This is a genomic window from Arthrobacter sp. AD-310 (assembly GCF_054656615.1).
Genome location: NZ_BAAHNO010000042.1, coordinates 20,764 through 47,526, shown reverse-complemented (window position 1 = coordinate 47,526; position 26,763 = coordinate 20,764). Strand labels below are relative to the sequence as shown.

Below are 26,763 nucleotides of genomic sequence, written 5' to 3'. Positions count from 1 at the left end.
GGATTTGCGGCCCGGGGCCGGGCTGTAGAAGACTTCCGGGGGACACCAGAAAACGCCGCGGCGGGGGACTGCGCGCATTGAAAGGCAGTAATGACCCCGTCTTCACCGGCCCTCCGTGTTGTGTCGATCGCCGCAGCCGCAGCAGCCCTTGCCATGGCGGTCAGTTTCTTTCCGGGCAGGCTGGCAGCCGCGGATTCCGCCGCAACGACACCTGCCGCGACGCCGGGTGCGCAAGCCCCGGCCGACGACTGCGGCCTGGTCTGCCTGCCCATCCTCGATGGCAGGCCGGAACCCGCAGACCCCGAACAGCCCCGGCAGACAACGACCGGAACCCCGGCCCCGCCACCCGCGGCAGAAGCGCCCGCCGGACCCCAGGCGCCGGGTGCGTCCCCGGCCGCTGCCGTACCGGGCACCGTGCCGTCCACGCCGGACCCGGCCGACGGGGCCGCGCCCGGTGGGGCGCCTGCCGAAGCCACCGCCCCCGGCACCAGCCCCGCACCCCCGAACAGCTCCGCCGCTGTGCCTGACTGGAACACGCCTGTTACCCGCTCCGCCAGGGCAACGGAGGCGGCAGCCATCACGGCGGGGTCCGGAGCAGGCACCGGCGGTCCGGAACTGCTGCCCATCGCCGCAGGCACGCTCCTGGTGGGAGCAGGCGGTGGCGCCTTCATCTGGTGGGGCAGGAACCGCCTGCGCACCCACTGACACCGCCGGGTGTCGTACCGGTAAGGCAAGATAGGTCTGTGAGTACAGGACCAGGCCCCGCAGAACAGACAGCCACCCGGACCGCCGGCCCCGACGGGACGGACAGCGCCCGTTCCGAAACAGCCCCTTCTGAAACAGTCCCCGCAGAATCGGTCCGCGAGGAATACGAGAACCTGGCGGACCTCGTCCGGAAGTACCGTTTCGCGTACTACCAGGAGGACGCACCCCTCGTCTCCGACGCGGAATTCGATGACCTCTTCCGCCGGCTCGAGGAAATCGAGGCCCTGCACCCGGAACTGGTGTCCAACGATTCACCCACCCAGGAAGTGGGCGGCGAAGTTTCTGCGGCGTTCGCGGCGGTGGAACACCTGCAGCGCATGTACAGCCTTGAGGACGTCTTCTCCATCGGGGAACTCGAAGCCTGGCTGAACCGGGCCGAGGCGAGCATCGAAAAGTTGGGCAACGGCGCCGGCAAGACAGCCTGGCTCACCGAACTCAAGATCGACGGCCTCGCCGTCAACCTGCTGTACCGGGACGGCAGGCTGGTCCGTGCCGCCACCCGCGGTGACGGCTTTACCGGTGAAGACATCACCCACAACGTCCTTACCATCAAGGAAATCCCCCAACAGCTGCACGGAAGCAACTTTCCGGCAGAGGTGGAAATCCGCGGCGAGGTGTTCATTCCGTCCAAGGCCTTCGCGGAGTTCAACGAGGCCCTGATCGAGGCCGGAAAAGCCCCGCTCGCCAACCCCCGCAACGCCGCCGCCGGCTCCCTGCGGCAAAAGGACCCCGCCGAAACGGCCAAGCGGCCGTTGAGCATGTTCGTCCATGGCATCGGCGCCCGCGAAGGACTGGATGCGGGCAGCCAGTCCGAAACCTACGCTCTGCTCAAGGACTGGGGCCTGCCGGTCAGTCCCTACTTCGAGGTGCTGGAACGGCGTGAGGACGTCCTTGGTTTCATCGCCAGGTACGGCGACCAGCGGCATAAACTGCTCCACGAGATCGATGGCATCGTCATCAAAGTGGACAACTTCGCCACCCAGCGCGCCCTCGGGTACACCACCCGCGTTCCCCGCTGGGCGGTGGCCTACAAGTACCCGCCGGAGGAAGTGCACACCAAGCTGCTGGACATCCAGGTGAACGTGGGCCGCACCGGACGCGTCACCCCCTTCGGCATGATGGAGCCGGTCAAGGTGGCGGGCTCCACCGTCGAGATGGCCACCCTGCACAACCAGGAAGTGGTCAAGGCCAAGGGCGTCAAGATCGGCGACATCGTGGTCCTGCGCAAGGCCGGTGACGTTATCCCCGAAATCGTTGGCCCGGTCCTGGCCCTGCGGGACCAGCAGGACCCGCCGGTCCGGGATTTCGTGATGCCCACCGAGTGCCCTTCCTGCGGGACTCCGCTGGCCCCCGCCAAGGAAGGCGACGTGGACATCCGCTGCCCCAACGCGAAATCCTGCCCGTCCCAGCTCCGGGAGCGTGTGTTCCACCTCGCCGGCCGTGGCGCCTTCGACATCGAGGCGCTGGGCTGGGAAGCGGCCATCGCGCTGACCCAGCCCGCAGAGCCGGAGGTGCCGCCGCTCACCTCCGAGGCAGGGCTGTTCGACCTGAAACCCGAGGACCTCGCAGACGTGCGGATCCGGCGTGAAAAACGCTCCAAGGGTGTCGGCACGGGTGAGTACGAGCTGGTGCCCTATTTCTACAGCAAGGGCACGGCCAAGTCCCCGTCCAGGCCCACCGCCACCACGGACAAGCTGTTCAAGGAACTGGAGAAGGCAAAAGCGCAGCCGCTGTGGCGTGTCCTCGTCGCGCTGTCCATCAGGCACGTGGGCCCGCGGGCCTCGCGTGCCCTGGCACAGGCTTTCGGCAGCATGGACGCCATCCGGGCAGCCTCCGAGGAAGACCTCGCCCACGTGGACGGCGTGGGGCCCACCATCGCCGCGGCCCTCAAGGAATGGTTCGCCGAGGACTGGCACCGCGAGATCGTCGACCGCTGGGCGGCCGCCGGGGTGCGGATGGAGGACGAACTGGACGAGTCAACGCCACGCACCCTTGAAGGGCTGACGGTGGTGGTCACCGGTTCGCTGCCGAACTTCAGCCGCGACGAGGCAAAGGAAGCCATCCTGGTCCGCGGCGGCAAGGCAGCCGGCTCGGTCTCCAAGAACACCAGCTACCTGGTGGCCGGCGAAAGTGCCGGCACGAAACTGGACAAGGCCGAACAACTCGGCATTCCGGTGCTGGACGAGGACGGGTTCCGCAAACTGCTCGACGGCGGTCCGGCAGCCCTGGGGGAGGGCGCGGCACCGGATACCGAGGAAGAAGACACCGGCCCGGACGCTGCCGAAGAGGCAACCCTGCCCGCGGAGGAATCAGCATGACAGCGCCGAACGAACTCCTCGCCATTGCCAGGGATGCCGCGGCGGCGGGAGCCTCCGTCCTTGCCTCCCGCAACAGCGACGCACTGCAGGCCAGCAACAAGGGCGCCGCCGGGGACTGGGTCACCGCCTTTGATGTCGCCGCCGAGAACGCCGTCCGTGAGGCCATCGCCGCGGCCCGCCCAAACGACAGCATCACCGGCGAGGAGCACGGGACCACCCGGCCGGACGCGCCCACCGGGTACCGGTGGTCTATCGACCCGCTGGACGGCACCACCAACTTCATCCGCAACATCGTCTACTACGCCACCTCCGTGGCGGTCGCCGACGCGGACGGCACCTGGCTGGCCGGCGTCGTCCACGCCCCCGCGCTGGGCCGCATTTACTACGCCTCCCGGGGCGAAGGAGCGTGGCTTGAAGAAGGCGGCACCGTGACGCGGCTGGAAGGGCCCGTCCCGGGCCGCAAGGGACAGATCCTCGCCACCGGATTCAGTTACGACCCCGCCGTGCGTGCTGACCAGGCGGCGGCGTTCGGCACGCTCATGGACGGCTTCGCCGACGTCCGGCGCCTCGGGTCCGCGGCACTGGACCTGTGCCTGGTCGCGGACGGAACACACGACGCCTACGGTGAACGCGGGCTCAACGAGCACGACTTCTCCGCCGGTGCCCTGATCGCCGAGGAAGCGGGCTGCTGGGTGCGGCGGCCCCGGCTGGCCAGCCCGCTGGAGGGCGGGCCGAGCGACCGGGACCGGCTGGACGCGTGGACCTGCGCCGCCGGGCTCGAGCTGTCCGGGAAGTTTCCGCTGTAGGCGGCGCCCGGCAACGGAAAGGCCTGCCCGTACTGATAGTTCTGTCACGGAAAGCGCCCTTTCGCGCCCTGCGCCGGGCCGCCGCCACTACCATTGACGGGTGCATCCGCAGATAACCGTCCGTCCCGCCGTCGAAGCGGATTACGACGCCGTCGCCCGCATCACGCGCGATTCCTACCTGGCCGCGGGGTACTTCGACGACGCCGGGCACCCCTACATGCGCAAGATCCAGGAGGTCGCAGTACGGGCCGGCCAGGCGACGATCTGGGTGGCGGAGCGGGAGGGCACAGTGGTCGGCTCGGTCACGCTGGCGGTGGCCGGCGAACCCTATGCGGACATCGCCCGGCCGGACGAACTTGAATTCCGCATGCTGGTGGTGGATCCTGCCGTCCAGCGAAGCGGGGCAGGACAGGCCATGGTCCACGCCATCATCGCCTACGCCCGTGTCCTGCCCGGCATCACGGGAATCGCCCTCACCACCGGTGAAACGTGGGAGAGCGCGCATGGCCTCTACCGCAAGAACGGCTTCCGGCGGGTCCCCGTGCGCGACTGGTTCGTCCCCGGAACTGACACAAAACTGCTGGTTTACCGGCTGGACCTGTAGCGGCCCTACAGTGGTGGCGACCCGAATCCAGCTTTGAAAGGCACCACCATGCGTAAAACCTTCGGCACCGGCTCCGTCTGGGAACAGACCCTCGGCTACTCCCGCGCGGTCCAGGTGGACAACACGCTCTACATCTCAGCCACCGCGGCCAGCGGCGAGGACGGCATTGTGGGCGAGGACTTCTACACCCAGACCCAGTACATCCTGCAGAAACTCGGCAAGGTCCTGGCAGACGCCGGTTTCAGCTACGAGGACGTGGTCCAGTCCAAGCTGTACCTGACGGACATCAGCAAGTGGGAGGAAGCCGGCCGCGCCCATGGTGAAGTCTTCGGCGACATCCGCCCCACTCTGTCCCTGGTGCACGTGCTGCCGTTCCTGGACCCGAAGATGCTCGTCGAAATCGAGCTTGTGGCCCAGAAGAGCGCGTAACTCCCAGCCCGGCCCGGACTTTCAGCCCGGTCCGGCGGGCAGGCCGTAGCGGTGCTCCGGCCTGCCCGTCGTCCCGTACCGCAGCTGGATGTCCACGGCGCCGTCGTCCGCCAGCGAGGACAGGTACCGTTGCGCCGTTGCGCGGGAGACCCCCACCCGGGCCGCCACCTCGGCCGCAGAGTACTGTTCGCCGGGCTCCAGCGATTCCAGCACAGCCGCCTCTGTTGCCGAGCGCGGCCTGGCCGACGGCGTGGCATCGCCCGGCAGGAGCGCGCGCTTCGCCCGCTCCACCGCCTCCTGGTCCAAGGCGCCGGGCTGCGACAGCAACCGCCGGTAACGGGCATACGAGCGCAGCTGCTGGGACAGCGCGTCAGCCGTGAAAGGCTTCAGCAGGTAGCCCAGCGCACCACGCCGGAAGGCCGTGCGCACGGACGCGGCATCCGAGGCGGCGCTCAGGATTACCGTATCGACGTCCAGCTGCTGGAGCAGGTCAATGCCGGACGCATCCGGAAGATAGACGTCCAGCAGCACCAGGTCCGGCCGCAGGCTGTGGATCGCCTGCAGCGCCAGGGACGCCGTGCCCACCGGCGCCAGCGCAAGGAAGCCCGCCACCGAATCCACGTAGGCGGCGTGGAGCTTGGCCACGTGGAAGTCGTCATCCACGATCAGCACCCGGAAGTCGTCAGCCATCGTTATGGCCTCCCTTCACTAAAAGCCTTTGCCGACGTCGTGCCCGGCAGGGTAGCCATAAAGACCGCGCCTGGTCCGCCGGACTTGCCGCGGTCCAGTACCGTCACGTCGCCGCCGCGCCGCCGCGCCAGCTGCCGGGCGAGCGCAAGCCCGAAACCCTGGCCGCCGCCGGAACGGCTGTTCCTGGAGAGGCCGCCGGTCCTGGACAGCGCGCCGGTCGCGGTGGTGAAACCCTCGGCGAACACCTCCTCGGCGTCCGTCCCCTCAGCGAGCCCGTCACCCGAGTCGGCGACGACGACGTGCAGCGTGCCGCCGTCGTCGCCCGGCTCGTCCAGCACCTCCAGCTCAACCCAACGGTCGGCCGCGGAACCGGCCACGGCGGCGTTGACGGCGTTGTCGATCAGGTTGCCCAGCACCGTCGTGACGTCCTGGGCGTCGGTGACGCTGCCGCGCACCAGTGTCTCGGGCCCGATCCGCAGGGCAACGCCCCGCTCGTCGGCCTCCACGCCCTTCGCCCCCACAAACGCCTGCAGGTACGGGTCCTGGAGCAGTTGGGCCTGCTCCACGGGGAACTTCAGGGGACCGGTGGCCGCCAGCTGCGCCAGGTACTCCCGGGCCTGCCGGTGCTGCCCGATGCCCAGGAAGCCCGCCAGTGTATGCAGCTGGTTGGCGAACTCGTGCCGCTGGGCACGCAAGGCGGTGGACATGGTGGCGACGGCATCCAGCTGGCGGGTGAGTTCCTGCAGCTCCGTGCGGTCGCGAAGCATCACTACCCAGCCCAGGTCTTCGCGCCGGTGCAGCGCCTTGCGGGCGGTGGCCACCAGCACGCGGCCTGCGGCCACGAGTTCCAGGGCTTCCCCGCCGGCGGCGGTGCCCGGCCGGGTGAGCGACTTCAGCTGGCCGGGCACCGGGGCGTCCGCCCAGCGTGTGCCGGCCAGGTCCGGAAGGTTGAGCAGGCGCTGTGCTGCGGCGTTGAAGACGCTGATCCGGCCGTCGGCACTCACCCCGATGACGCCGTCGTCCACGCCGTGCAGCACCGCCACCTGGTCGTGGACCAGCGTGCTGATCTCCTCCGGTTCCAGTCCCAGCGTGAGGCGCTGCAGCCGGCGGCGCAGCAGGAACGAGCCCAACACCCCCGCCAGAAGGGCGGCCACAGCCGTCACCGCCACCGGTCCGATGTCCCGGGCCACGCTCTGGCCCACGGTTTCCATGGAATAGCCCACGCTGACCTCGCCCACCACGGTGGTGCTGTCCGGCGCGTACACCGGCACCTTCGCGCCGGCCGACGGGCCAAGGGTTCCGGTGTTCCGGGTGGTGACCTCGCGCCCTGCCAGGGCCTCGGTGGGGTCCGTGCTGACCTGTTCACCCAGCCGTTCCGGGTCCGGGTGGGCCAGTCGGAGGCCGGTTTCGTCAGTGATCACCACAAACAACGCCCCGGTCCGGGTGCGGGCGGCCTCTGCGGCGGCCTGCAGCGGCCCGGCAAGGAGTTCGGTGGCAGGGGGAGTGCCGGCCTGTTTGCTGATCGCCTGCACATCGGCGCGGATATCGGGATCGGAGGCCACGGTGCGGGCCAGCGTCAGGGCCTGGTTTTCGGCGTCGCTTCCCACCCGGTCGTAGGTGAGCCAGGCGTGCACGGCGGCGCTGAGCAGGACCACCAGCAGGACCACGGCCAGCTGCAGCAGGAGCGTCTGGGTGGAGAACCGCAGCGGCGGCCGGGGTGCGGAACGCTGCATTCATCCTCCTTGACGGGCGTGGCACGGGGCGCGGGGCCGGGCGGTGGTGTGCACCGGGCCCTTCCGCCCGTGAGCACAATGAGCAAAATGCTCCCAATAAGCAGTATGCCAATCAATTGAGCCAAAGGCACTGCCGTGACCGCCGCCACCCTACAGTCTGTAGCACGCATCACAACGCTGTGGTGCCGTTCACAAGAAGGAGCCGGCTGTGCTGGTAATACTTGGATTCGCCATGATCGCGGTATTCATGGTGCTGATCATGACGAAGAAGTTGACGCCAGTGCTGGCGCTGATCATCGTCCCCACCGTTTTTGGCCTTTTCGCCGGTGCCGGCCTCGGCATCGGCGACATGGTCCTGGACTCCATGAAGTCCATGACCTCCACCGCGGCCCTGCTGATGTTCGCCATCATCTACTTCGGGCTGATGATCGACGTCGGGCTGTTCGACCCGCTGGTGAAGTTCATCCTCCGCAAGCTGGGCAACGACCCCGCCAAGGTGGTCCTGGGCACCGCGCTGCTGGCTGCGGCCGTCTCCCTCGACGGTGACGGCTCGACCACCTTCATCCTCACCACAGCGGCCATGCTGCCGATCTACCTCCGCCTGAAGATGAGCCCCGTTGTCCTGACCTGCGTGGCCGGCCTCGCCAACGGCACCATGAACATCGTCCCGTGGGGCGGCCCCACGGCCCGTGCCGCCACGGCGCTGAACATCGACGTCAACGACGTCTTCGTCCCCATGCTCCCGTCGCTGCTCGCCGGCATCACCGTTGTCCTGGCCTTCGCCTGGATCCTGGGCCTGCAGGAGCGCAACCGCCTCCGCGCCACGCAGCCGGAAATCTGGGGTGTTCCCGATACCGCCGAAGGGTTCGACGGCGGCACGGCCACTGGTGGTTCGTCCACCGCCGGTGCCGGCCGTGGACGCAAGGGCGCAGGCTCCGGCGGAACTTCCTCCGGCGGAGCAGCCCCCGCCGCCGGTGGCGCGACTCCCGCGGGCGTGGCACTCCTGGAACGCCCGGAGACCCTGGTGGACGAGCACGACACCGCCATGGCCGACACAGCCCTGGATCCCAACCGCAGCACCCTGCGGCCCAAGCTGTTCTGGTTCAACCTGGCCCTGACCGTCGCCGTGATGGGCATGCTCGTCGCTGACCTCGTGCCCCTGCCATACGTCTTTATGGTGGGCTCGGCGATCGCCCTGCTGGTGAACTTCCCCAACGTCAAGGACCAGGGCACCCAGCTCGTGGCACACGCGCCGTCCATCGTCGCCGTCGTCAGCATGGTCATGGCCGCCTCCGTCCTCACCGGCGTCCTCACCGGGACCGGCATGGTTGAAGCCATGTCCGCCTGGCTGGTCCAGATCATCCCGGCCAGCATGGGCCCGCTCATGGCCGTCATCACCGGCGTGCTCAGCATCCCCATGACGTTCTTCATGAGCAACGATGCCTTCTACTTCGGTGTGCTGCCCGTCCTCAGCGAAACCGCCGCCCACTACGGCATCAGCGGCGCCGAGATGGCCCGAGCGTCCATCACCGGACAGCCTTTCCACATGCAGAGCCCGCTGGTTCCGGCCATCCTGCTGCTGGTCTCGCTGGCGAAGGTTGACCTGGGCGACCACCACAAAAAGGTCCTTTGGCGCAGCGCCGTGGTGTCCCTGGTGATGCTTGGTGTAGGCATGCTGACTGGAGCCATTGGTATCGGTTAGTCTGTAGCTGCCCGCGGTTGTGCCCCCGTGGCACGCCCGGGCAACGAAGGTGCCCGTCTGACGCCCGCTGGGGGTCGTCAGACGGGCATCACCGTTTCCCCACTAGAATGGATCGGAAAACAATTCGAACTTTGCAGGGGAGATCCATGGCTGCGATCAACCGTGACGACGTTGCGCATCTCGCGCGGCTCGCTCACATCGAGATGAGTGCTCAGGAGCTGGACAGGATGGCCGGAGAACTCGCCGTCATCGTTGATTCCGTCAAATCCGTAAGTCAAGCCGCCGGTGACGACGTCCCGGCCACCTCGCATCCCATCCCGCTCAGCAATGTGCTGCGCGAGGACGTCGTGGGCCACACCTTCACCGCGGAACAGGCGCTGTCCGGCGCCCCGGATTCGGACGATAACCGTTTCAAGGTTCCGGCAATCCTGGATGAGGACTAAACCATGACTGAACAGAACACCAGCGCCGAAAGCCTGATCCGCCTGTCCGCCGCGCAGCTGGCCGAAAAGCTCCGTGCCGGCGAGGTCACCGCCGTCGAGGTCACCCGGGCGCACCTGGACCGCATCGCCGAGGTTGACGGCGGGGAACGCGGAGTCAACGCGTTCCTGCACGTCAACGCCGAGGAAGCCCTCGCCGTCGCCGCCGAGGTGGACGCCATCCGCGCCGCCGGGGGAGCGGAAGCTGACGCCCTGCACTACCTGGCCGGCGTGCCCATCGCCGTGAAGGACCTCATCGTCACCATCGGGCAGCCCACCACCGCAGGATCGAAGATCCTCGAAGGCTGGCACAGCCCGTACGACGCCACTGTCGTGGAGCGCCTGCGGGCTGCGAAGATGCCCATCCTCGGCAAGACCAACCTGGACGAGTTCGCCATGGGGTCCTCCACCGAGCACTCGGCCTACGGCCCCACCCGCAACCCCTGGGACCTGGACCGGATCCCCGGCGGATCCGGCGGTGGGTCCGCTGCCGCCGTCGCCGCCTTCGAAGCGCCGCTCGCCCTCGGCACGGACACTGGCGGCTCCATCCGCCAGCCCGGCGCAGTCACCGGCACCGTGGGCGTGAAGCCGACCTACGGCAGTGTTTCCCGGTACGGTGCCATCGCCATGGCTTCCTCCCTGGACCAGATCGGCCCGGTCACCCGCACCGTCCTGGACTCCGCACTGCTGCACCAGGTCATCGGCGGCCACGATTCGCGCGACTCCACGTCGCTGCCCGAGCCCCTCGAAGACCTGGTCGCTGCCGCGAAGACCGGCAACGTCGAGGGCCTGCGGATCGGCATCATCAAGGAACTGCACGGCGAGGGCTACCAGGCCGGCGTCGAAAACCGGTTCAACGAGTCCCTCGACCTGCTCCGGGAAGCCGGCGCCGAAATCGTTGAGGTGTCCTGCCCCAACTTCCAGTACGCGCTGGGCGCCTACTACCTGATCATGCCCTCCGAGGCGTCCTCCAACCTGGCCAAGTTCGACGGCGTCCGGTATGGCCTGCGCGTCCTTCCCGAAGACGGGCCGATGACGATTGAACGCGTTATGGGTGCAACCCGCGCGGCGGGCTTCGGCGACGAGGTGAAGCGTCGCATCATCCTGGGCACCTACGCGCTGTCCGCCGGCTACTACGACGCCTACTACGGTTCGGCCCAGAAGGTCCGGACCCTGGTCCAGCGCGACTTCGACGCCGCCTTCACCGTTGCCGACGTGCTGATCTCTCCCACGGCCCCCACCACGGCCTTCCGCCTCGGTGAGAAGCTGGACGACCCGCTGGCCATGTACCTCAACGACGTCGCCACCATTCCGGCCAACCTCGCCGGCGTTCCCGGCCTGTCGCTGCCCGGCGGCCTTGCCGACGAGGACGGACTGCCCGTGGGCATCCAGCTGCTCGCCCCGGCGCGGGAGGACGCCCGCCTGTACCGCGTGGGCGCCGTCCTCGAATCGCTGCTTGAGGCCAAGTGGGGCGGCCCGCTGCTCGCCCAGGCCCCCGACCTTGCCGGCACTGCCGCCCTCGAAACCCAGGAGGCAAAATAATGAGCACCGACACCATCCTCAGTTTCGAAGAGGCGATGGAGAAGTACGACCCCGTCCTGGGGTTCGAGGTCCACGTCGAACTGAACACCAGGACCAAGATGTTCTCCTCGGCGCCCAACGTCTTCGGCGATGAGCCCAACACCAACGTGAACGAGGTGGACCTGGGCCTGCCCGGCGTCCTGCCGGTGGTGAACAAGACCGCCGTGGAGTCCTCCATCAAAATCGGCCTTGCCCTGAACTGCAAGATCGCCGAGTCCTGCCGCTTCGCCCGGAAGAACTACTTCTACCCGGACACCCCGAAAAACTTCCAGACCTCCCAGTATGACGAGCCGATCGCGTACGACGGCTACCTGGACGTTGAACTCGAGGACGGCACCGTCTTCCGCGTGGAAATCGAACGCGCGCACATGGAGGAGGACGCTGGCAAGCTGACCCACATGGGCGGTGCCACCGGACGCATCCAGGGCGCCGACTTCTCCCTCGTGGACTACAACCGTGCCGGCGTGCCGCTGGTGGAAATCGTTACCAAGCCGATCGAGGGCGCCGGTTCCCGGGCTCCGGAACTGGCCAAGGCCTACGTGGCGGCCATCCGCGAAATCGTCAAGAACCTCGGCGTTTCCGACGCCCGGATGGAACGCGGCAATGTCCGGTGTGACGCCAATGTGTCGCTGCGCCCGCACGGCCGCGAACGCTTTGGCATCCGCTCCGAGACCAAGAACGTGAACTCGCTGCGCGCCGTCGAACACGCCGTCCGCTACGAGATCCAGCGCCACGCCGCCGTCCTTGACGCGGGCGAGCCGGTGATCCAGGAAACCCGGCACTGGCACGAGGACACCCGCACCACCACCTCCGGCCGTGCCAAGTCCGATGCCGACGACTACCGCTACTTCCCGGAGCCGGACCTGGTTCCCGTGGTTCCGTCCCGGGAATGGGTGGAGGAACTTCGGGCCAGCCTGCCCGAGCCGCCGGCCGAGCGCCGCAAGCGTCTCAAGGCCGACTGGGGCTACTCCGACCTCGAGTTCCGCGATGTGGTGAACGCCGGCGTCCTGGACGAAATCGAGGAAACCATCGCTGCGGGTGCCTCGGCGTCCGTAGCCCGCAAGTGGTGGATGGGCGAGATCGTGGGCCGGGCCAAGGCCGCCGACGTCGACCCCGGCCAGTTGGGCATCCAGCCGGCCACCATCGTTGAACTCGCGAAGATGGTGGAAGACGGCAAGATCAACAACAAGATGGCTTCGCAGGTCCTCGACGGCGTGCTCGCCGGCGAAGGCACCCCGGCGGAGATCGTCGACAAGCGCGGCCTCGCCGTCGTGTCCGACGACGGGCCCCTCCTGGAAGCCATCGACGCGGCACTCGCCGCGCAGCCCGACGTCGCAGACAAGATCCGCGGCGGCAAGGTGCAGGCCATCGGCGCCATCGTGGGCGGCGTTATGAAGGCGACCCGCGGCCAGGCCGACGCCGGCCGTGTCCGCGAGCTGATCCTGGAGAAGCTCGGCGTCTCCGCGTAGCCACCTTCCGCACCCAACTGGGTCGCAGGAGGTGTCGTTTTGAGCCCTCAAAACGACACCTACTGCGACCCAGTTGGGCTTTAAGTACTCGACTGTGCGGACACGGTACTCAGGTGCCGCGGCCGCAAAAGTACCTATATCCCGCGCGCCGGCCCAGCCCTACACTTGAGCGCACGGGGCCCGGGTGGAAAATCCGGCCCCGGCCAGCCAAGGGACTGGCCGGCCGGGGGACCCGCCAGCCACGGGAAGGGATCGCGATGCCACTGCAGGACCAGCCAGGGATCCGGAAGGCGTTTCTCGCCGGGGCAGTCGCCCTTGCCCTCACCGGTACGGGTGCGGCGATCGCCTGGTCCGCGGACTCGCCATTTCCCTCGCCGTCGCAGTCCCAGTCCGCTCCAGGCCAGGACAAAAAGGACAAACAGGACAAGCAGGAAAAACCAGGGAGGGCCCAGCGGCCGCAGCTCCAGCACAGCGAAAGCGTTGTCAAGGACGCCGACGGCGCCTTCCATACGATCCTTGCCCAGCGCGGCACCGTCGAAGCCGTCAGCACAACCTCCATCACCGTCAAGAGCGAAGACGGCTTCAGCCAGTCCTACGCCGTCAACGCCGACACGAAGGTCACCACGGCTCCGGGAACGGGCGACGACGGCAGCCGGCCAAGGCCCCCGGCAGGCACCATTGAGGACATCACGGCAGGGGAGGTCGTCCGTATTTCGGGTGTGAAAGACGGGGGCCAGGCCACCGCTGAGCGGATCGTCGAAGGTGCCGGGGATGTTCCCGGCCTTGGGCTCGGACGCGGCCAGGGGCAGGGACACGGCAAGGGGCACGTCGAGGGAAGGGGAAATTCCCAGGGCAGGGGACTGGGTCACACTTCAAATCCTGGCCACAACAACGGTCCGGGCCAAGGCACGGAGCCCGCTGAATAGCCTGCCTCAGCCCTGCTTGACGAGCCCGGCCATGATGTCCTGCAGCGCCTCAGCCACTGTCACCACCGCGCGGCGTTTCAGGTTTTCCGGGCGTGCCAGGAGGTCGATCCTGCGGCGGGTGCTGATCCCCTCGAGCGGCCGCAGCACAATGTCCGGGTGAAGGACCGGGCCTGCGGTGTAGCGGGGGAGCAGTCCCACCACGCCGCCGGCCGCCACCAGCGCTGCCACGGTGGAGTAGTCGTTGATGCGGTGCACGATGTTCAGCTCGCGGCTGGATACGGCCGCGACGGCGGACAGGACATCGGCGGGGGAGTAGCCCACGTGGCTGGTCACCCAGGCCTCACCGCCGACGTCGTCCGCGGACACCGCGCGCTTGGCTGCCAGCGGGTGCCCGGCCGGCAGGGCCACGTCCAGCGGCTCGTGCAGCAGCGGGATCACCGTGACGCGTTCGGCGGGCCAGCGCGGGCTGTGGTCCATCCGGTGCGCCAGCACCAGGTCATACCGGGCCGTCAGTGCAGGGAAGTCCTGCTGCGCCACATCTTCGTCCGAGAGCTCAATCCTCGGCTGTCCCGGCGCATCGAGGGCCCGGGCCAGTTTCGCGAACACGGCCTGGCCCGCGCTATGGAAACCGCAGAGTGTGACCCGACCGCTGGCTGCGCCGTGGTAGTTGCCGATCGCGCCCCGGGCATCGGCCATGGCGCTGACGACGGCGGCGCCCGCGTCGGCGAGTACCCGGCCGGCGTCGGTCAGGACCAGGTTGCGGCCCTCCTTGCGGGTCAGCGGGACCTCGACGCTGCGCTGCAGCAGGGCCAACTGTTGCGAGACGGCGGACGGCGTCACCATGAGGGTGTCCGCCACGGCCTTGACGCTGCCCAGCTCGCCAAGTTCCCGCAGGATTTCGAGCTGGTGGATTTCCATTCCCCTATCTTATGCATTAGTAACTGCTACATCATCGATTGAGGAAAACCCTGTTGTGCTAAAGCTTTGGTAGGGCTGTAATGGGGAAGGCAGTACCCTGCCAACGAGCTGAGAAAAGTAAGGAAGCCAATGAAGGCTCTGTACAAGGCGGGCCCGCAGCCGGGCTTCGAACTGGTGGACCGGCCGGAACCCGCAGCCGGTCCCGCAGACGTCAAGATCCGGGTCATGACCACCGGGATCTGCGGTACTGACCTCCACATCCAGTCCTGGGATGCGTGGGCGCAGGGGATCATCGAAGCCCCCCTGATCGCGGGCCACGAGTTCTACGGTGAAGTGGTGGAGGTTGGCGGGGATGTCCGCGACGTCAAGGTGGGGGACCGGGTCTCCGGTGAGGGCCACGTCGTGTGCGGCATCTGCCGGAACTGCCGTGCCGGACGCCGCCAGATGTGCATCCACACCGTCAGCGTCGGGGTTCAGCGGGACGGCGCCTTCGCCGAGTACGTGGTGATCCCGGAGACCAACGTCTGGGTCCATCATGATCCGTCCGTCACACCCGAGCTCGGCGCCATTTTCGATCCTTTCGGCAACGCCGTCCACACCGCCCTGAGCTTCCCGCTGGTGGGCGAAGACGTGCTGATCACCGGCGCTGGGCCGATCGGGCTGATGGCGGTCGCCGTCGCCCGCCACGCAGGCGCCCGCAAGATCGCCATCACCGACGTCTCCCGCCCGCGGCTGGAACTTGCCCGGCAGCTCGGGGCCGACCTTGCCATCGACGTCTCCACCACGCGGGTCAGTGATGCCCAGCGTGAACTGGGCATGCGCGAGGGGTTCGATATCGGCATGGAAATGTCCGGCCACCCGACCGCGCTGCCGGAGATGATTGACAACATGAACCACGGCGGCAGGATCGCGATGCTCGGACTGCCCAGCCAGGACATCACCATCGACTGGGGCAAGGTGGTCACCCACATGCTCACGCTCAAAGGTATCTACGGCCGGGAAATGTACGAAACCTGGTACGCCATGAGCGCCATGTTCTCCTCCAACCCCGTGCTTCATGCCGGAATTTCCGCCGTGGTTACCGACACTCTGCCCGCCACGGACTGGGAAAAGGGCTTTGACATCGCCCGCAGCGGTACGGGCGGCAAGGTTGTCCTCGACTGGACCCGACTCTAAGGAACACCATGTACACCTCGATCAAGGACCAGCTGGCCACCGAGCTGGAAGAGATCCGCACTGCCGGCCTGTACAAGACCGAACGCAGCATCAGATCCCCGCAGTCCAGCCACATCACCGCCGGCCAGATCGGCGCGGCCGGCACCGGTGTCCTGAACTTCTGCGCCAACAACTACCTCGGCCTCGCCGACCATCCCGAGATCATCGCAGCGGCCAAGCACGCGATGGACGAGCGCGGCTTCGGCATGGCCAGCGTCCGCTTCATCTGCGGCACCCAGGACCTGCACCTGGAACTCGAAGCCAAGGTCTCCCGGTTCCTGGGCACCGAGGACACCATCCTGTTCTCCAGCTGCTTCGATGCCAACGGAGGGGTGTTCGAGTCGCTGTTCGGCCCGGAGGACGCGATCATCTCCGACGCCCTGAACCACGCCTCCATCATCGACGGCATCCGCCTCTGCAAAGCACAAAGATACCGGTACGCCAACCAGGACATGGCGGACCTGGAAGCCCAGCTGGCAGCGGCCTCGACGCAGGACAAGCCCGCCCGCCGGAAGATCATCGTCACGGACGGCGTCTTCTCGATGGACGGCTACCTGGCCCCGCTCGAAGCGATCTGTGACCTTGCTGACAAGTACGACGCCCTGGTGATGGTGGACGATTCCCACGCCGTCGGTTTTATGGGTCCCACCGGCGCAGGCACTCCTGAGCATGCCGGTGTCGCGGACCGTGTCGACATCTACACCGGCACCTTCGGCAAGGCCCTGGGCGGCGCGTCCGGCGGCTACGTGTCCGGCCGCTCCGAAATCGTGGCCATGCTCCGGCAGAAGGCACGCCCCTACCTCTTTTCGAACTCGCTTGCACCGGCCATCGTGGCCGCCACCATCAAGGCGCTGGACCTCGTGCAGAATTCCGCCGACCTTCGGAGCCGGCTCTTTGAGAACGCTGCCCTCTTCCGCCGCAGGATGAGCGAGGAAGGATTCGACCTGCTGCCTGGCGAGCACGCGATCGTACCGGTCATGTTTGGCGACGCCGTCCTGGCCGCCCAGGTGGCCGACCGGATGCTGCGGCACGGCGTGTTCGTCACCGCCTTCAGCTTCCCGGTGGTTCCCCGCGGTGCCGCGCGCATCCGCGTCCAGCTCTCGGCCGCACATTCAGCGGACGACGTCGAAGCATGCGTGAGTGCCTTCGTCGCCAGCCGTGCGGAAGTTGCCGCCTGAGCCCTTCCCGGCGCGCGGAGCCAGCATGCAGTGCGGGACCGGCCCGCAGCGCCGGATAGCTCCGCAGCCGGCGATATCTCTGTAAGGATGATGGCATGGCAACTCATTACGATGTCCTGATTGTGGGCGGCGGCATTGCCGGACTGTCCCTCGCCTCCGCGCTGGCCGGGCGCTGCAGCGTTGCCCTGGTGGAGGCGGAGCAGGAGCTGGCTTACCACACGTCTTCCCGCTCCGCCCGGCAGCTGATCCCCAGCTACGGCCCGCCTGTCGTCCAGGACCTGACGGTGCGAACCCTTGAGCTGATCGCCGCCCGTGACGAGGAACTGCCGGCGCCGGTCCTGTCGCCGCGAAGCTTCATGCTCATAGGTTCCGAGGCAGAGGTCGCCGCCGAGGCAAGCGGTGCCATGCAGCCCATCACCCATGCCGAGGCGCTGGAGCTTTGCCCGGCGCTGGTTCCGGAATCCTTCGCCGCCGCCGGACTGGATACCGGATCGTTCGGCTGCAATTCTCCGCTGCTGCTGGCCGACCACCGGCAGCGGGCCGCCGCCGCGGGTGCGGACATTCTTACCGGTGTCCGAGTGCACTCCGCCCAGCGGGTCGGCTCCGGCTGGGAAGTGGGTGCGGGCACCGAAGCCTTCGAGGCCGGCGTCCTGGTCAACGCCGCGGGTGCCTGGGCGGACGAACTGGCAGTCCTCAGCGGCGTGGAAAAGCTGGGACTGCAGCCCTACCGGCGCACTGCGGCGATTGCCGCCGTCGACAACCCCCTGCCGGAGCGCAGCCCCATGGTGGCGGCAGCGGACAACTCCTTCTACTTCCGTCGGGAAGGCAGCGACGTGCTCATCTCGCCGTCGGAACACGTGCCCAGCGGGGCGGAGGACGCCCAGCCCAGGCCCGGGGATGTGGAGCGGCTGGTGGGCCGGCTGAACGCCGTGACCACCCTCGGTATCGGCGCCGTCCGCAAGGCCTGGACCGGGCTCCGCACCGAGGCAGCCGACGGCGTCCCCGTGGCAGGATTCGACGCCGAAGCGCCCGGCTTCTACTGGCTCGCCGGGCAGGGCGGCTACGGGTTCCAGACATCCTCGGCCCTGGCCGAACTTGCCGCCTCCCAGATCCTCGCCGGTGCCTCCGGTGACCAACCTGCTGCGGACAGTCCGGAATACCGGACAGCGCAGGCGCTCGCTGCCACACGCTGGTCGGTCCGGCGCTGAAGAATGGTTCCATGAGCACACTGATCACCAATATCGCCGAACTGATGACCCAGGACCTGGAACACCGGGTCCTGAAAGACGCGGCGGTGGTGGTCGAGGGAGAACGTATTGCCTGGATCGGTGCGGCCGCCGATGCACCCGCAGCGGATGACGCCGTCGACGCCGGCGGCCGGGCTGTATTGCCCGGCTGGGTGGACTCGCACACGCACCTGCTGTTTGCCGGTGACCGGACAGCCGAGTTTGAAGCGCGGATGGCAGGGGAGCAATATGCGGCCGGTGGCATCGCCGTCACCGTGGACGCGACCCGCACCACGTCGGACTTCGACCTGACCCGGCTGGCGCTGGGCCGGGTTGCCGAGGCTGTCTCGCAGGGAACCACGTACCTGGAGACGAAGACCGGCTACGGCCTGGACGTGGAACAGGAGGCGCGAAGCGCGCGGATCGCATCAACTGCCGCCAACCAGGTCACGTTCCTCGGCGCCCACCTGGTTCCGGCCGGGCAGGACCCGGACGCCTATACCGACCTCGTGTGCGGACCCATGCTGGCCGCGGTGCGTCCCTATGCCCAGTGGGCTGATGTCTTTTGCGAAAAGGGTGCCTTCACGGAGGAACAGTCACGCCGCGTGCTGCTGGCCTGCCGCGACGCCGGGCTGGGGCTCCGGGTGCACGGCAACCAGCTCGGTGAGGGGCCGGGTGTGCGGCTGGCCGTGGAACTAGGCGCCGCCAGCGTGGACCACGTGAACTACCTCGCGCCGGGGGACATAGCGGCCCTTGCGGGTACCTGGACAGGCTGGGACGCCGCCACCGGGAACGGACAGCGGGGCACTGTGGCGACCTGCCTGCCCGCCTGCGACCTCTCGACCCGCCAGCCGCTTGCACCGGCCCGCGCACTCCTGGATGCAGGCGTGCAGGTGGCGCTCGCCTCCAACTGCAACCCTGGCACGTCCTACACGAGTTCCATGGCGTTCTGCGTCTCCACCGCCGTGCTGCAAATGCGCCTCAGTGTGCACGAGGCTGTCCGGGCCGCCACCTACGGGGGTGCGCTGGCGCTGCACAAGGAAACCGGGAACGACGCCGACGGCGAACGCGCTGTGGGGTCCCTCGCCGTCGGACACCGCGCGGACCTGCACATGCTCAACGCGCCGTCGGCGACGCACTTGGCTTACCGGCCGGGCATGCCGTTGACGTACGCTGTGTGGCGGGCCGGCGTGCGGCAACGGTAGCCTTTCCTGCTTATCTTGACGGTAGATGATCGTTTTGCTTCTGTTATGATCAGAAAACGTCATCCAAAGCGGTGGCCGTAGTACTGAGAGGCCTGCATGACCCGCACCGACCGTTTGACCGCCATCCTTGACCTGCTGGCCAGGACGGGGCAGGTGGAGGTCGACGAAATCGTCAGCACTCTCGGGGTCTCACCCGCGACGGCCCGGCGGGACCTGGACAGCCTGGCCAAGCGGCGGCTGCTGACCCGTACGCGCGGGGGTGCCACCACCGGCGCCCTTGCCTACGACCTCCCAGGCCGCTACAACCGCGACGACCACGCCCAGGCCAAGGAACAGATCGCGCAGGCGGCATCGGCACTGATCCGGCCCGGTGCCGTCATTGGCCTGTGCGGTGGAACCACCAGTACTGCGCTGGCCCAGATCCTTGCCACACGCGAAGACCTGAACGCGCCCTCCAACCAGCCCACATTGACGGTGGTCACCAATGCCATCAACATCGCGGGGCAGTTGGCTGTCCGGCCGAACATCAAGGTGATGGTTACCGGCGGCATCCTCAACCCGCGGTCCTATGAGCTGGTGGGTCCCTACACGGACATCATCATGCAGAAGGTGGTGCTGGATATTGCCTTCATCGGGGTTAACGGCATCGACCCCGAAGTGGGACCAACCAACACGGGTGAAGGTGAGGCATCGGTCAACGCACTCCTCGCAAGCCGGGCGCGGGTGTCCTACGTCATCGCTGACTCCTCCAAGGTTGGGGTCCGTGCTTTTGCCACCATGGACGGCTACAACTTCACCCGGCTCATCACCGACGCCGGGATTTCGCCGCGGGACAAGGCAGCGTTCGAAGCCAACGGCACCGAAGTCATCGTCGCAGCGGCATAACTGTTCCCGGACCCGCCTGTCAGCCCCGCTCCAGAAACTGCAGGCAAGATGGGTACATGCTGGTTCCCTCCCGCCGCCGCCTGAAGCTCGAAGTCTGGATTGTCCTGGGGCTCTCCCTCGGCCAGTCGGCTGTGTACTCCGTCGTACAGCTCCTGGACAAGATCACCCGCGCCCCTCTGGCCGAGGGTACTTCGACGCTTAACCGCTCCCAGAGCACGCGCGAGTACTTCGACCTGACCTACCAGCTGTTGGACATCATTTTTGCCCTGGTTCCAGTGATGCTGGTCATCTACTTCCTTACCGACCAGCGGCAGGCGCCCGGGGATGCCGGCAACCAGGGGTCGGCGTTCCGGAAGCTCGGATTCAACTTCGCGCGTCCCGGGAAGGACATGCTGCAGGGGCTCGGGCTGGCTGCCCTGATCGGTATTCCCTCCCTGGGGCTCTACGCCGCGGGCCGCGCACTGGGGATCACCACGGCCATCATCCCAAGTGCGTTGGACGCGTACTGGTGGACGGTTCCGGTGCTGATCCTGTCAGCCCTTCGGCACGCCGTGGTGGAGGAAGTCATTGTGGTGGGGTACCTGCTGAACCGCTTTGGCAAATTCGGCTGGAGCGTTCCGGTGGCGATTGCCGTGAGCTCGGTGCTCCGCGGCAGCTACCACCTCTACCAGGGCTTCGGACCATTTATCGGCAATGTGGTGATGGGTGTGGTGTCCGCCTGGCTCTACACGCGGACGAAGCGGGTTATGCCGTTGGTGATTGCCCACGCCCTGCTCGACATCGTCGCTTTCGTCGGTTTCAGCCTCTTTGGCAAGGCAGTCGGTCTCGGCTGATACAGGCTTTGCGGTCAGGGAGCCGTGGCCTCGAGCAGGAGTATCCATTCCGGTTGTGGGTCGGGTGGCAGGTTGGAGGGTTTGGCGTAGAAGGCTTCCCAGATGGGGTCGTCGGGTTCGAGTTCGTTGGCGTCGATGAGGTTTTCGTCTTCGGGTTCGTCGCCTGGAGGCTCCAGATCGGGCGGTGCTGAATCGAACCATGCAGGATCGGGCCAGGCAGGATCCGGCCAGGGTGGTGCGGCTGGTCCTGCGTCGGGAGCTGCGTCCGAACCGCGCCCTTCTGAACCCTGTTTCCCTCCTGAACTCTGTCCCTTCCCGGGTTCTTCCACTCCCACCGGCGCCACACCCATACCAGCTGGCCACTTCGGTGGTTGGCGGTCGGGTTGTTCGGCTGTGTAGTGGCGGCCGGTGGGTGAGGTCCAGCCGGGTGGTTCGTCTTTTGTGGCGGCTGTTGGTTCCCAGCTGCTGTTGTGTTTCAGGCGGTGGTGGCGAGGGCAGAGTTGGGCGAGGTTGCTGATGCCGGTGGTTCCGCCGTGCTGCCAGGCTGTGAGGTGGTCGGTGTCGTTGTCGAGGGCGTTGTTGCTGCAGCCGGGAAAGACACACTTGCTGTCCCTGAGTTGGAGCGCTTTTTTCATGGCTTTGGTGAGGCGGTAGCTGGTGCGGCCGATTTCCAGGGGTGTTCCGTCCCTTGGGTCGAGCAGGACGCGGCGGAAGGATTCGGCGCCGCCGGCGAGGAGTTGACGCGCGATGGAGGCGGGGATGGGTCCGTAGCCATCGAGTTCGGCGGGTTCGTCGGTGAGGCCAAGGAGCGCGAACACCGGGACGGTCACGAGGACCTCGGCGCGGGGCGTGGGGACCTTGGCTTCATCCGGGCCCGTGCCGCCGGGGTCCGGGGCGGTGGCTGTCCGGTTGGTGAGGAGTCTTGCAGCGAAGATGTCGGTTTTGAGGTGGGTGAGGGTGCGGGGTTCGTTGGGTCCCTGCAGGGTCCTGGCGGTTGCGGTTAGGCCGTTGTTGATGGCCAGTGCCTGGTCTGCTGGGAGGTAGGCGGAGATCCAGACCATCCCGTCCCGGTCCGGGGTGTATTCGACCCGCCGGTCCGCCGCGGACTTGCGGTGGCGTTTTTCTATGGATTCGGGGTGGTGGCGTTCCCGCCAGCCCCGAACTTTCGCCCGCAGCCGGGTGGGCACCAGCTCCGGTGCGGGGCAGCCCCTGGCGGGGTTGGGCGCGTCGGGGTCGAGGAAGTGTCCCACCAGCGCGGCCGCAGCGGGGTGGTCCAGGGCCTCGGTTTCGTCCGCGAAAATCCGGGCCTGCTGCCAGGACATGACCCCGGTGGACAGGGCTTCGATGACCGGCGGCAGCCCACACACCTGCCGGGACTGGGTCACGAACGCGGACGCCGCCCCGGAACTGATGGTCAGGATCCCGGCGATCTCCTCGATGGTCGACATCTCCGTGTAGGTCCGCTCGTGCAGGGGCGCATCCGGCGGTGTCATCGCGTGCTGCAGGTCCAAGGCCCCGGACGCGTCCCGGGCCTGAAGCGCCGACAGCTGGGCCTGCAGCTTCTTTGTCACGCCCAAGCGTTCGAGCCTGAGTTCGTAGGCCCGCTGCAGCACATCAACCCCGTCCCCGGCTACAGCCGGAGTTCCGGCAGAGGCGAGGGCGGCGTCTTCAGCGGTAAGCGCGGCGAGAGCAGCAAAAGAGGCGTGAAGTCCTTCCATCACTGCCGCCGTCCCTGCGCCGTTTCCCATACCAACATCATCGGTGGAGGCACTGACATTTTCGTCGGCCGGCGTCCTCACAGGCAGCCGCAAGAAAACCGGCGGGAAAATGGATTCGGCCGCTATCGGCAAGTGACGCCGTTGTCACAAGCTGATAGCGGCCGAAGTGTTGCGCCGGGCGGTGGACGCCCGGCTGCCCTGGTCGGGCTGTACCGGACCAGGGCAGGGAGGCGTCAGATGGTGACGGCCCCGTTAGCGGTTTCGAACGTGACCGAGAGGATGCCGGGGGTGCCGTGCGGGGCAACCCACTCAACAGCAACATCCTCCAGCGGCTTTTCCACCGGTTCACCCAGCCACTCGGTTACCCGCGAGGCGGAGCCGGCAATGGTCAGGCAGCTCATCTTGATGTTGCTCTCGTAGGCGTTGGACGGGTGCAGCGACGGATCGCCCTCCCACTTGAGCATGTACGGCACCTGCGGATCGGCGATGAGGCCGAGGATGCCAATCTGCTTCCACACCAGTTCGCGGCCGTCCGGGAACTTGCGGTTGCCGTTGACTGCCGCGCGGCCAAGGCGCTCTTCGAAGGGGGCAAGGTCGTCCACTTCGACGCACCAGCCCATCCAGCCGCCACCGGCCGCCGAGCGGGCACGCACTGCCTGCCCGAAGGGCGCCTTGTCCGATGCCGGGTGGTCCAGGACCTCCACGACCTCAAGGTACTTGTGGCCCGCGAGCGGGATGATCATATTCCGGGTTCCGAACCGGGGGTGTACCCCGCCTTTCACTGCCTCAACGCCGAGGGCAGAGGAAATACGTTCGGTTGTGGCCGCGAGGCCATCTTGTTCACAGGCGTAAGAGACGTGATCCATGCGCATGCCATCATCTTGGCACTTTGTGATCAGGCTCTCAGCTTAGGGTTGCCTTACCGGGATTTTCCGAGGCCAGGCCCTTTCCGGCTGCCCGGGGAGCGGTAATAAAGCTGCCGGACCATGTTCGTCACAATGCTGTCCGGCGCGCGACCGAAGTTCCTACACTGGGCTCAGGTCATGAGTGCCAGCGCCAAGCCCCGGCTCGCTGGCCGGCAACCCTCCTTCCGCGGTGGGGTGCCCCGGGTGAGGACCGGGCTGTCCGGTAACGGCCGGATGGCAAGCGCGGCCCGAGGTGCTCCCAGCATGCCGGGCCCATGTCAAAGGAGCCTTGAAATGTCCAACGGTTGGTCCTTCGAAACCCGCCAGATCCACGTGGGCCAGGAACCGGACGCCGCCACCGGCGCCCGTGCACTCCCCATCTACCAGTCCACTTCCTTTGTGTTTCCGAGCGCCGAAAGTGCTGCGAACCGCTTCGCGCTGGCCGAGCTTGCTCCGATCTACACCCGCATCGGCAACCCCACGCAGGACGCCGTTGAACAGCGGATCGCAAGCCTGGAAGGCGGCCTGGCCGCGCTGCTGCTCAGCTCCGGGCAGGCGGCGGAGACGTTCGCCGTCCTGAATATCGCAGAAGCCGGTGACCACATTGTCGCCAGCCCCAGCCTCTACGGCGGCACCTACAACCTGTTCGCGCACACCCTAAAAAAGTTCGGCATCTCCGTCACCTTCGTCGAGGACCCCGACAACCTCGACCAGTGGCGCAACGCAGTCCGGCCCAACACCAAGCTGTTCTTCGGTGAGGTGGTTTCGAATCCACGACAGGACGTCCTGGACATCGAGGGCGTTTCGGCGGTGGCCCATGAGGCGGGTGTGCCCCTGATAGTGGACAATACCCTGTCCACGCCGTACCTGATCCGCCCGCTGGAGTGGGGTGCTGACATCGTGGTCCATTCGGCAACCAAGTACCTCGGCGGCCACGGTGCGGCGATCGCCGGCGTCATCGTGGACTCCGGAAAGTTCGATTTCAGCAAGGACCCCGAACGCTTCCCCGGCTTCAACACCCCCGATCCCACCTACAACGGCCTGGTCTACGGCCGGGACCTCGGCGAGGGCGGGGCGCTGGGAGCCAACCTGTCATACATCCTCAAGGCCCGTGTCCAGCTCCTGCGGGACCTCGGTTCGGCTGTGTCACCGTTCAACGCCTTCCTGATTTCCCAGGGCCTGGAGACCCTGAGCCTGCGCGTGGAGCGGCACGTGGCCAACGCCACCGAGGTTGCCCGCTGGCTTGAAGCGAGGAACGACGTCGAGTCGGTCGCCTACGCAGGGCTGCCCTCCAGCCCCTGGTACGAACGCGGCAGCAAGTATGGTCCCTTGGGCACCGGCGCGATTGTCGCCTTCAACCTCGCCGGTGGCGCCGAAGCGGGGAAGCGGTTCGTCGACGCGTTGGAGCTGCACTCCCATGTTGCCAACATCGGCGACGTCCGCTCCCTGGTCATCCACCCGGCGTCGACCACGCACAGCCAGCTCACCCCCGAACAGCAGGCGGCCGCCGGAGTCGCACCCGGACTGGTCCGGCTCTCGGTGGGCCTGGAGCATATCGACGACATCCTGGCCGACCTTGAGGCCGGCTTCCGTGCCGCCAAGGAGGCGCCAGGCGCCTGAGCAGGTAAATCACGACGGCGGCCGGTCCGGCAGGCGGGCGGCAATCCGGGAAGTCATAACCAGTCACACTCTTGGCCCGGAGCGGGTGGTGTTTCGTACACTCGAACCAGGTCATGAGTGCCAGCGACAGCCCCGGCTTGCTGGCCGGCAACCCTCCTTCCGCGGTGGGGTGCCCCGGGTGAAGACCTGGCCTGCCGGTCATCCGCCGGTGGGCAAGCGCGTAGAAGAGGTCTTGCCATGACGGTTACCGTCGCCCGTACCACCGTTCCCGAACACGGAATTGTCCGCTATGCCTCCATCGGCGGGCTGGAGCTCGAAGGCGGCGGCTACCTGCCGGATGTCACGCTCGCCTACGAAACCTGGGGCACGCTCAACGCTGACGGCAGCAACGCCATCCTGATTGAACACGCCCTGACCGGCAGCACCCACGTCACGCGCGGTGACAGCGACGAAGAAGGCTGGTGGGAACAGCTGGCAGGCCCCGGCGCGCCGGTAGATACCGAACGGTTCTTCGTAGTGTCCATCAACATCGTCGGCGGTTGCTACGGGTCTACCGGCCCGTCGTCGCCCTCCCCGGACGGCAGCCCGTGGGGTTCCCGCTTCCCGCTGGTGACGCTCCGGGACAGCACCGTTGCGGAGGCACGGCTGGCGGACCGGCTGGGGATCCGCAGCTGGTACGCGGTCCTCGGCGGCTCGATGGGCGGGGCCCGGGCCCTGGAGTGGGCCATCACCTACCCCGGGCGCGTGCAGCGGTGCGCAGTCATCGCCGTTGGTGCCGCCAGCACGGCCGAGCAGATCGCCTTCGCGCAGGCCCAGACCCTTGCCATCCGCCAGGACCCGCACTTCAATGGTGGCGACTACTACAACGGGCCCTTCCCCGAAAGCGGGCTGGCCCTGGCGCGCCGCATTGCGCACATCACCTACCGATCCGCCGCGGAGCTCGACGGCAGGTTCGGGCGGGCACCCCAGGCACCTGAGTCTCCCTTGCAGGGTGAAGTACTGGCGGCGCGGGGCCGGTACCAGGTCGAGAGCTACCTTGACCACCAGGGCAAAAAGCTGGTGAAGCGTTTCGACGCCAACAGCTACATCGCCCTGACAGAAGCGCTGATGAGCCACGATGTCTGCCGGGGCCGCGGCACCCTCGCCGAGTCGCTTGCCCGCTCGGATGCCCGTTTCTTCGTGGCCGCCGTGGACTCCGACCGGCTCTACTTCCCTTCCCAGTCCCGCGAGCTTGCAGAGGCGCTCCCGGGGGACGTGGACGTGCACCTCATCAAAGCCCCGATCGGGCACGACGGCTTTCTCACCGAGATCGGGCAGCTGGGCGCACAGCTTCGCTGTCACCTCTTGCCCTGAGGATGCAGCCACCCGGACCTGGGAGGCGCGCCGGCACTGAGGGAAAAACCGGACGCTTTGCGGGTCTTTCCGCGCCCTGCCGTGCGCACACCGAACGATTGTGCAATTTTGCACACCGCTTCTGCGGTATTCGCCGTTGAGCTCCCAGCTTCCCCGAGGAATACTCATGTGAATCTGCGGTTTTGTTATGCAAATCACAAAACCG

23 protein-coding genes and 2 riboswitches are annotated in these 26,763 nt (G+C 67.3%); of the genes, 18 read left to right on the top strand and 5 right to left on the bottom strand.

What is annotated here, in order from left to right:
* The first annotated feature begins 90 nt into the window (after positions 1 to 90).
* The 5 genes from ACYQ1Z_RS19440 (at position 91) to ACYQ1Z_RS19420 (ending at position 4,922) form a co-directional block, all read left to right on the top strand.
* Positions 91 to 705, top strand: coding sequence for a hypothetical protein (locus tag ACYQ1Z_RS19440; protein WP_459794190.1), 615 nt, complete (start codon positions 91 to 93; stop codon positions 703 to 705).
* A 38-nt stretch (positions 706 to 743) separates the two neighbouring features.
* Positions 744 to 3,083 (top strand): NAD-dependent DNA ligase LigA, encoded by a 2,340-nt coding sequence (gene ligA / locus ACYQ1Z_RS19435; protein WP_459794189.1) that lies wholly within the window; start codon positions 744 to 746, stop codon positions 3,081 to 3,083.
* Positions 3,080 to 3,889, top strand: coding sequence for an inositol monophosphatase family protein (locus ACYQ1Z_RS19430; protein WP_459794188.1), 810 nt, complete (start codon positions 3,080 to 3,082; stop codon positions 3,887 to 3,889). The genes ligA and ACYQ1Z_RS19430 overlap by 4 nt, the downstream gene beginning before the upstream one ends.
* A gap of 100 nt (positions 3,890 to 3,989) precedes the next feature.
* The gene (locus tag ACYQ1Z_RS19425) at positions 3,990 to 4,493 is read left to right on the top strand and encodes a GNAT family N-acetyltransferase (protein ID WP_459794187.1); all 504 of its coding nucleotides are present in this window, start codon (positions 3,990 to 3,992) and stop codon (positions 4,491 to 4,493) included.
* A 48-nt stretch (positions 4,494 to 4,541) separates the two neighbouring features.
* The gene (locus ACYQ1Z_RS19420) at positions 4,542 to 4,922 is read left to right on the top strand and encodes a RidA family protein (RefSeq protein ID WP_459794186.1); all 381 of its coding nucleotides are present in this window, start codon (positions 4,542 to 4,544) and stop codon (positions 4,920 to 4,922) included.
* A 21-nt stretch (positions 4,923 to 4,943) separates the two neighbouring features.
* Here the strand turns inward: ACYQ1Z_RS19420 and ACYQ1Z_RS19415 are convergent, their stop codons facing one another.
* Both ACYQ1Z_RS19415 and ACYQ1Z_RS19410 read right to left on the bottom strand, forming a co-directional pair.
* Entirely contained in the window at positions 4,944 to 5,612 is a 669-nt protein-coding gene (locus ACYQ1Z_RS19415; RefSeq protein WP_459794185.1) for a response regulator, read from the bottom strand.
* A 2-nt stretch (positions 5,613 to 5,614) separates the two neighbouring features.
* Positions 5,615 to 7,345, bottom strand: a complete 1,731-nt coding sequence (locus tag ACYQ1Z_RS19410; RefSeq protein ID WP_459794184.1) for a sensor histidine kinase — start codon at positions 7,343 to 7,345, stop codon at positions 5,615 to 5,617.
* A gap of 208 nt (positions 7,346 to 7,553) precedes the next feature.
* Here ACYQ1Z_RS19410 and ACYQ1Z_RS19405 point away from each other — a divergent pair, with 208 nt between their 5' ends.
* From ACYQ1Z_RS19405 to ACYQ1Z_RS19385, 5 genes are all read left to right on the top strand, one after another.
* Entirely contained in the window at positions 7,554 to 9,047 is a 1,494-nt protein-coding gene (locus ACYQ1Z_RS19405) for a CitMHS family transporter (protein ID WP_459794183.1), read from the top strand.
* Between the two features lie 146 nt (positions 9,048 to 9,193).
* On the top strand, positions 9,194 to 9,490 hold the full coding sequence (gene gatC / locus ACYQ1Z_RS19400) for an Asp-tRNA(Asn)/Glu-tRNA(Gln) amidotransferase subunit GatC (RefSeq protein WP_459794182.1): 297 nt from the start codon (positions 9,194 to 9,196) through the stop codon (positions 9,488 to 9,490).
* 3 nt (positions 9,491 to 9,493) lie between these two features.
* Entirely contained in the window at positions 9,494 to 11,068 is a 1,575-nt protein-coding gene (gatA, locus tag ACYQ1Z_RS19395) for an Asp-tRNA(Asn)/Glu-tRNA(Gln) amidotransferase subunit GatA (RefSeq protein WP_459794181.1), read from the top strand.
* Positions 11,068 to 12,576 carry an Asp-tRNA(Asn)/Glu-tRNA(Gln) amidotransferase subunit GatB gene (gene gatB / locus ACYQ1Z_RS19390; RefSeq protein ID WP_459794180.1) on the top strand — a complete coding sequence of 503 codons (1,509 nt, stop codon included), beginning with the start codon at positions 11,068 to 11,070 and terminating at the stop codon, positions 12,574 to 12,576. Before gatA ends, gatB begins: the two co-directional genes overlap by 1 nt.
* 257 nt (positions 12,577 to 12,833) lie before the next feature.
* Positions 12,834 to 13,502, top strand: coding sequence for a hypothetical protein (locus ACYQ1Z_RS19385; RefSeq protein ID WP_459794179.1), 669 nt, complete (start codon positions 12,834 to 12,836; stop codon positions 13,500 to 13,502).
* 6 nt (positions 13,503 to 13,508) lie between these two features.
* Here the strand turns inward: ACYQ1Z_RS19385 and ACYQ1Z_RS19380 are convergent, their stop codons facing one another.
* Positions 13,509 to 14,420, bottom strand: coding sequence for a LysR family transcriptional regulator (locus ACYQ1Z_RS19380; protein ID WP_459794178.1), 912 nt, complete (start codon positions 14,418 to 14,420; stop codon positions 13,509 to 13,511).
* Positions 14,421 to 14,549: 129 nt separating this feature from the next.
* Between ACYQ1Z_RS19380 and tdh the strand changes: the two genes are divergently transcribed.
* From tdh to ACYQ1Z_RS19350, 6 genes are all read left to right on the top strand, one after another.
* On the top strand, positions 14,550 to 15,596 hold the full coding sequence (gene tdh / locus ACYQ1Z_RS19375) for an L-threonine 3-dehydrogenase (protein WP_459794177.1): 1,047 nt from the start codon (positions 14,550 to 14,552) through the stop codon (positions 15,594 to 15,596).
* 8 nt (positions 15,597 to 15,604) lie between these two features.
* Positions 15,605 to 16,813, top strand: coding sequence for a glycine C-acetyltransferase (locus ACYQ1Z_RS19370; RefSeq protein WP_459794176.1), 1,209 nt, complete (start codon positions 15,605 to 15,607; stop codon positions 16,811 to 16,813).
* Positions 16,814 to 16,908: 95 nt separating this feature from the next.
* Positions 16,909 to 18,021 (top strand): NAD(P)/FAD-dependent oxidoreductase, encoded by a 1,113-nt coding sequence (locus tag ACYQ1Z_RS19365; RefSeq protein WP_459794175.1) that lies wholly within the window; start codon positions 16,909 to 16,911, stop codon positions 18,019 to 18,021.
* Between the two features lie 11 nt (positions 18,022 to 18,032).
* Positions 18,033 to 19,244, top strand: coding sequence for an imidazolonepropionase (gene hutI, locus ACYQ1Z_RS19360; protein WP_459794174.1), 1,212 nt, complete (start codon positions 18,033 to 18,035; stop codon positions 19,242 to 19,244).
* Positions 19,245 to 19,340: 96 nt separating this feature from the next.
* A complete protein-coding gene (locus ACYQ1Z_RS19355; protein ID WP_459794173.1) occupies positions 19,341 to 20,129 on the top strand; it encodes a DeoR/GlpR family DNA-binding transcription regulator in 789 nt (262 codons plus the stop codon).
* Between the two features lie 56 nt (positions 20,130 to 20,185).
* Positions 20,186 to 20,962 carry a CPBP family intramembrane glutamic endopeptidase gene (locus tag ACYQ1Z_RS19350; RefSeq protein ID WP_459794172.1) on the top strand — a complete coding sequence of 259 codons (777 nt, stop codon included), beginning with the start codon at positions 20,186 to 20,188 and terminating at the stop codon, positions 20,960 to 20,962.
* A gap of 14 nt (positions 20,963 to 20,976) precedes the next feature.
* Here the strand turns inward: ACYQ1Z_RS19350 and ACYQ1Z_RS19345 are convergent, their stop codons facing one another.
* Together ACYQ1Z_RS19345 and ACYQ1Z_RS19340 are read right to left on the bottom strand one after the other, a co-directional pair.
* Positions 20,977 to 22,710 carry an HNH endonuclease signature motif containing protein gene (locus ACYQ1Z_RS19345; RefSeq protein ID WP_459794171.1) on the bottom strand — a complete coding sequence of 578 codons (1,734 nt, stop codon included), beginning with the start codon at positions 22,708 to 22,710 and terminating at the stop codon, positions 20,977 to 20,979.
* 203 nt (positions 22,711 to 22,913) lie between these two features.
* Positions 22,914 to 23,552, bottom strand: coding sequence for a VOC family protein (locus ACYQ1Z_RS19340; RefSeq protein WP_459794170.1), 639 nt, complete (start codon positions 23,550 to 23,552; stop codon positions 22,914 to 22,916).
* Between the two features lie 167 nt (positions 23,553 to 23,719).
* A riboswitch (SAM riboswitch) is annotated at positions 23,720 to 23,835 on the top strand.
* A 44-nt stretch (positions 23,836 to 23,879) separates the two neighbouring features.
* Between ACYQ1Z_RS19340 and ACYQ1Z_RS19335 the strand changes: the two genes are divergently transcribed.
* On the top strand, positions 23,880 to 25,205 hold the full coding sequence (locus ACYQ1Z_RS19335; RefSeq protein ID WP_459794169.1) for a bifunctional o-acetylhomoserine/o-acetylserine sulfhydrylase: 1,326 nt from the start codon (positions 23,880 to 23,882) through the stop codon (positions 25,203 to 25,205).
* A 109-nt stretch (positions 25,206 to 25,314) separates the two neighbouring features.
* A riboswitch (SAM riboswitch) is annotated at positions 25,315 to 25,430 on the top strand.
* A gap of 12 nt (positions 25,431 to 25,442) precedes the next feature.
* Positions 25,443 to 26,558, top strand: coding sequence for a homoserine O-acetyltransferase MetX (gene metX / locus ACYQ1Z_RS19330; protein ID WP_459794168.1), 1,116 nt, complete (start codon positions 25,443 to 25,445; stop codon positions 26,556 to 26,558).
* Positions 26,559 to 26,763: the final 205 nt, after the last annotated feature.

Coding starts and splice junctions, on each gene's coding strand:
- ACYQ1Z_RS19440 (WP_459794190.1), top strand. CDS start 91: ATGACCCCGTCTTCACCGGCCCTCCGTGTTGTGTCGATCGCCGCAGCC.
- ACYQ1Z_RS19430 (WP_459794188.1), top strand. CDS start 3,080: ATGACAGCGCCGAACGAACTCCTCGCCATTGCCAGGGATGCCGCGGCG.
- ACYQ1Z_RS19420 (WP_459794186.1), top strand. CDS start 4,542: ATGCGTAAAACCTTCGGCACCGGCTCCGTCTGGGAACAGACCCTCGGC.
- ACYQ1Z_RS19415 (WP_459794185.1), bottom strand. CDS start 5,612: ATGGCTGACGACTTCCGGGTGCTGATCGTGGATGACGACTTCCACGTG.
- ACYQ1Z_RS19410 (WP_459794184.1), bottom strand. CDS start 7,345: ATGCAGCGTTCCGCACCCCGGCCGCCGCTGCGGTTCTCCACCCAGACG.
- gatC (WP_459794182.1), top strand. CDS start 9,194: ATGGCTGCGATCAACCGTGACGACGTTGCGCATCTCGCGCGGCTCGCT.
- gatA (WP_459794181.1), top strand. CDS start 9,494: ATGACTGAACAGAACACCAGCGCCGAAAGCCTGATCCGCCTGTCCGCC.
- gatB (WP_459794180.1), top strand. CDS start 11,068: ATGAGCACCGACACCATCCTCAGTTTCGAAGAGGCGATGGAGAAGTAC.
- ACYQ1Z_RS19385 (WP_459794179.1), top strand. CDS start 12,834: ATGCCACTGCAGGACCAGCCAGGGATCCGGAAGGCGTTTCTCGCCGGG.
- ACYQ1Z_RS19380 (WP_459794178.1), bottom strand. CDS start 14,420: ATGGAAATCCACCAGCTCGAAATCCTGCGGGAACTTGGCGAGCTGGGC.
- tdh (WP_459794177.1), top strand. CDS start 14,550: ATGAAGGCTCTGTACAAGGCGGGCCCGCAGCCGGGCTTCGAACTGGTG.
- ACYQ1Z_RS19370 (WP_459794176.1), top strand. CDS start 15,605: ATGTACACCTCGATCAAGGACCAGCTGGCCACCGAGCTGGAAGAGATC.
- ACYQ1Z_RS19365 (WP_459794175.1), top strand. CDS start 16,909: ATGGCAACTCATTACGATGTCCTGATTGTGGGCGGCGGCATTGCCGGA.
- hutI (WP_459794174.1), top strand. CDS start 18,033: ATGAGCACACTGATCACCAATATCGCCGAACTGATGACCCAGGACCTG.
- ACYQ1Z_RS19355 (WP_459794173.1), top strand. CDS start 19,341: ATGACCCGCACCGACCGTTTGACCGCCATCCTTGACCTGCTGGCCAGG.
- ACYQ1Z_RS19350 (WP_459794172.1), top strand. CDS start 20,186: ATGCTGGTTCCCTCCCGCCGCCGCCTGAAGCTCGAAGTCTGGATTGTC.
- ACYQ1Z_RS19345 (WP_459794171.1), bottom strand. CDS start 22,710: ATGGGAAACGGCGCAGGGACGGCGGCAGTGATGGAAGGACTTCACGCC.
- ACYQ1Z_RS19340 (WP_459794170.1), bottom strand. CDS start 23,552: ATGCGCATGGATCACGTCTCTTACGCCTGTGAACAAGATGGCCTCGCG.
- ACYQ1Z_RS19335 (WP_459794169.1), top strand. CDS start 23,880: ATGTCCAACGGTTGGTCCTTCGAAACCCGCCAGATCCACGTGGGCCAG.
- metX (WP_459794168.1), top strand. CDS start 25,443: ATGACGGTTACCGTCGCCCGTACCACCGTTCCCGAACACGGAATTGTC.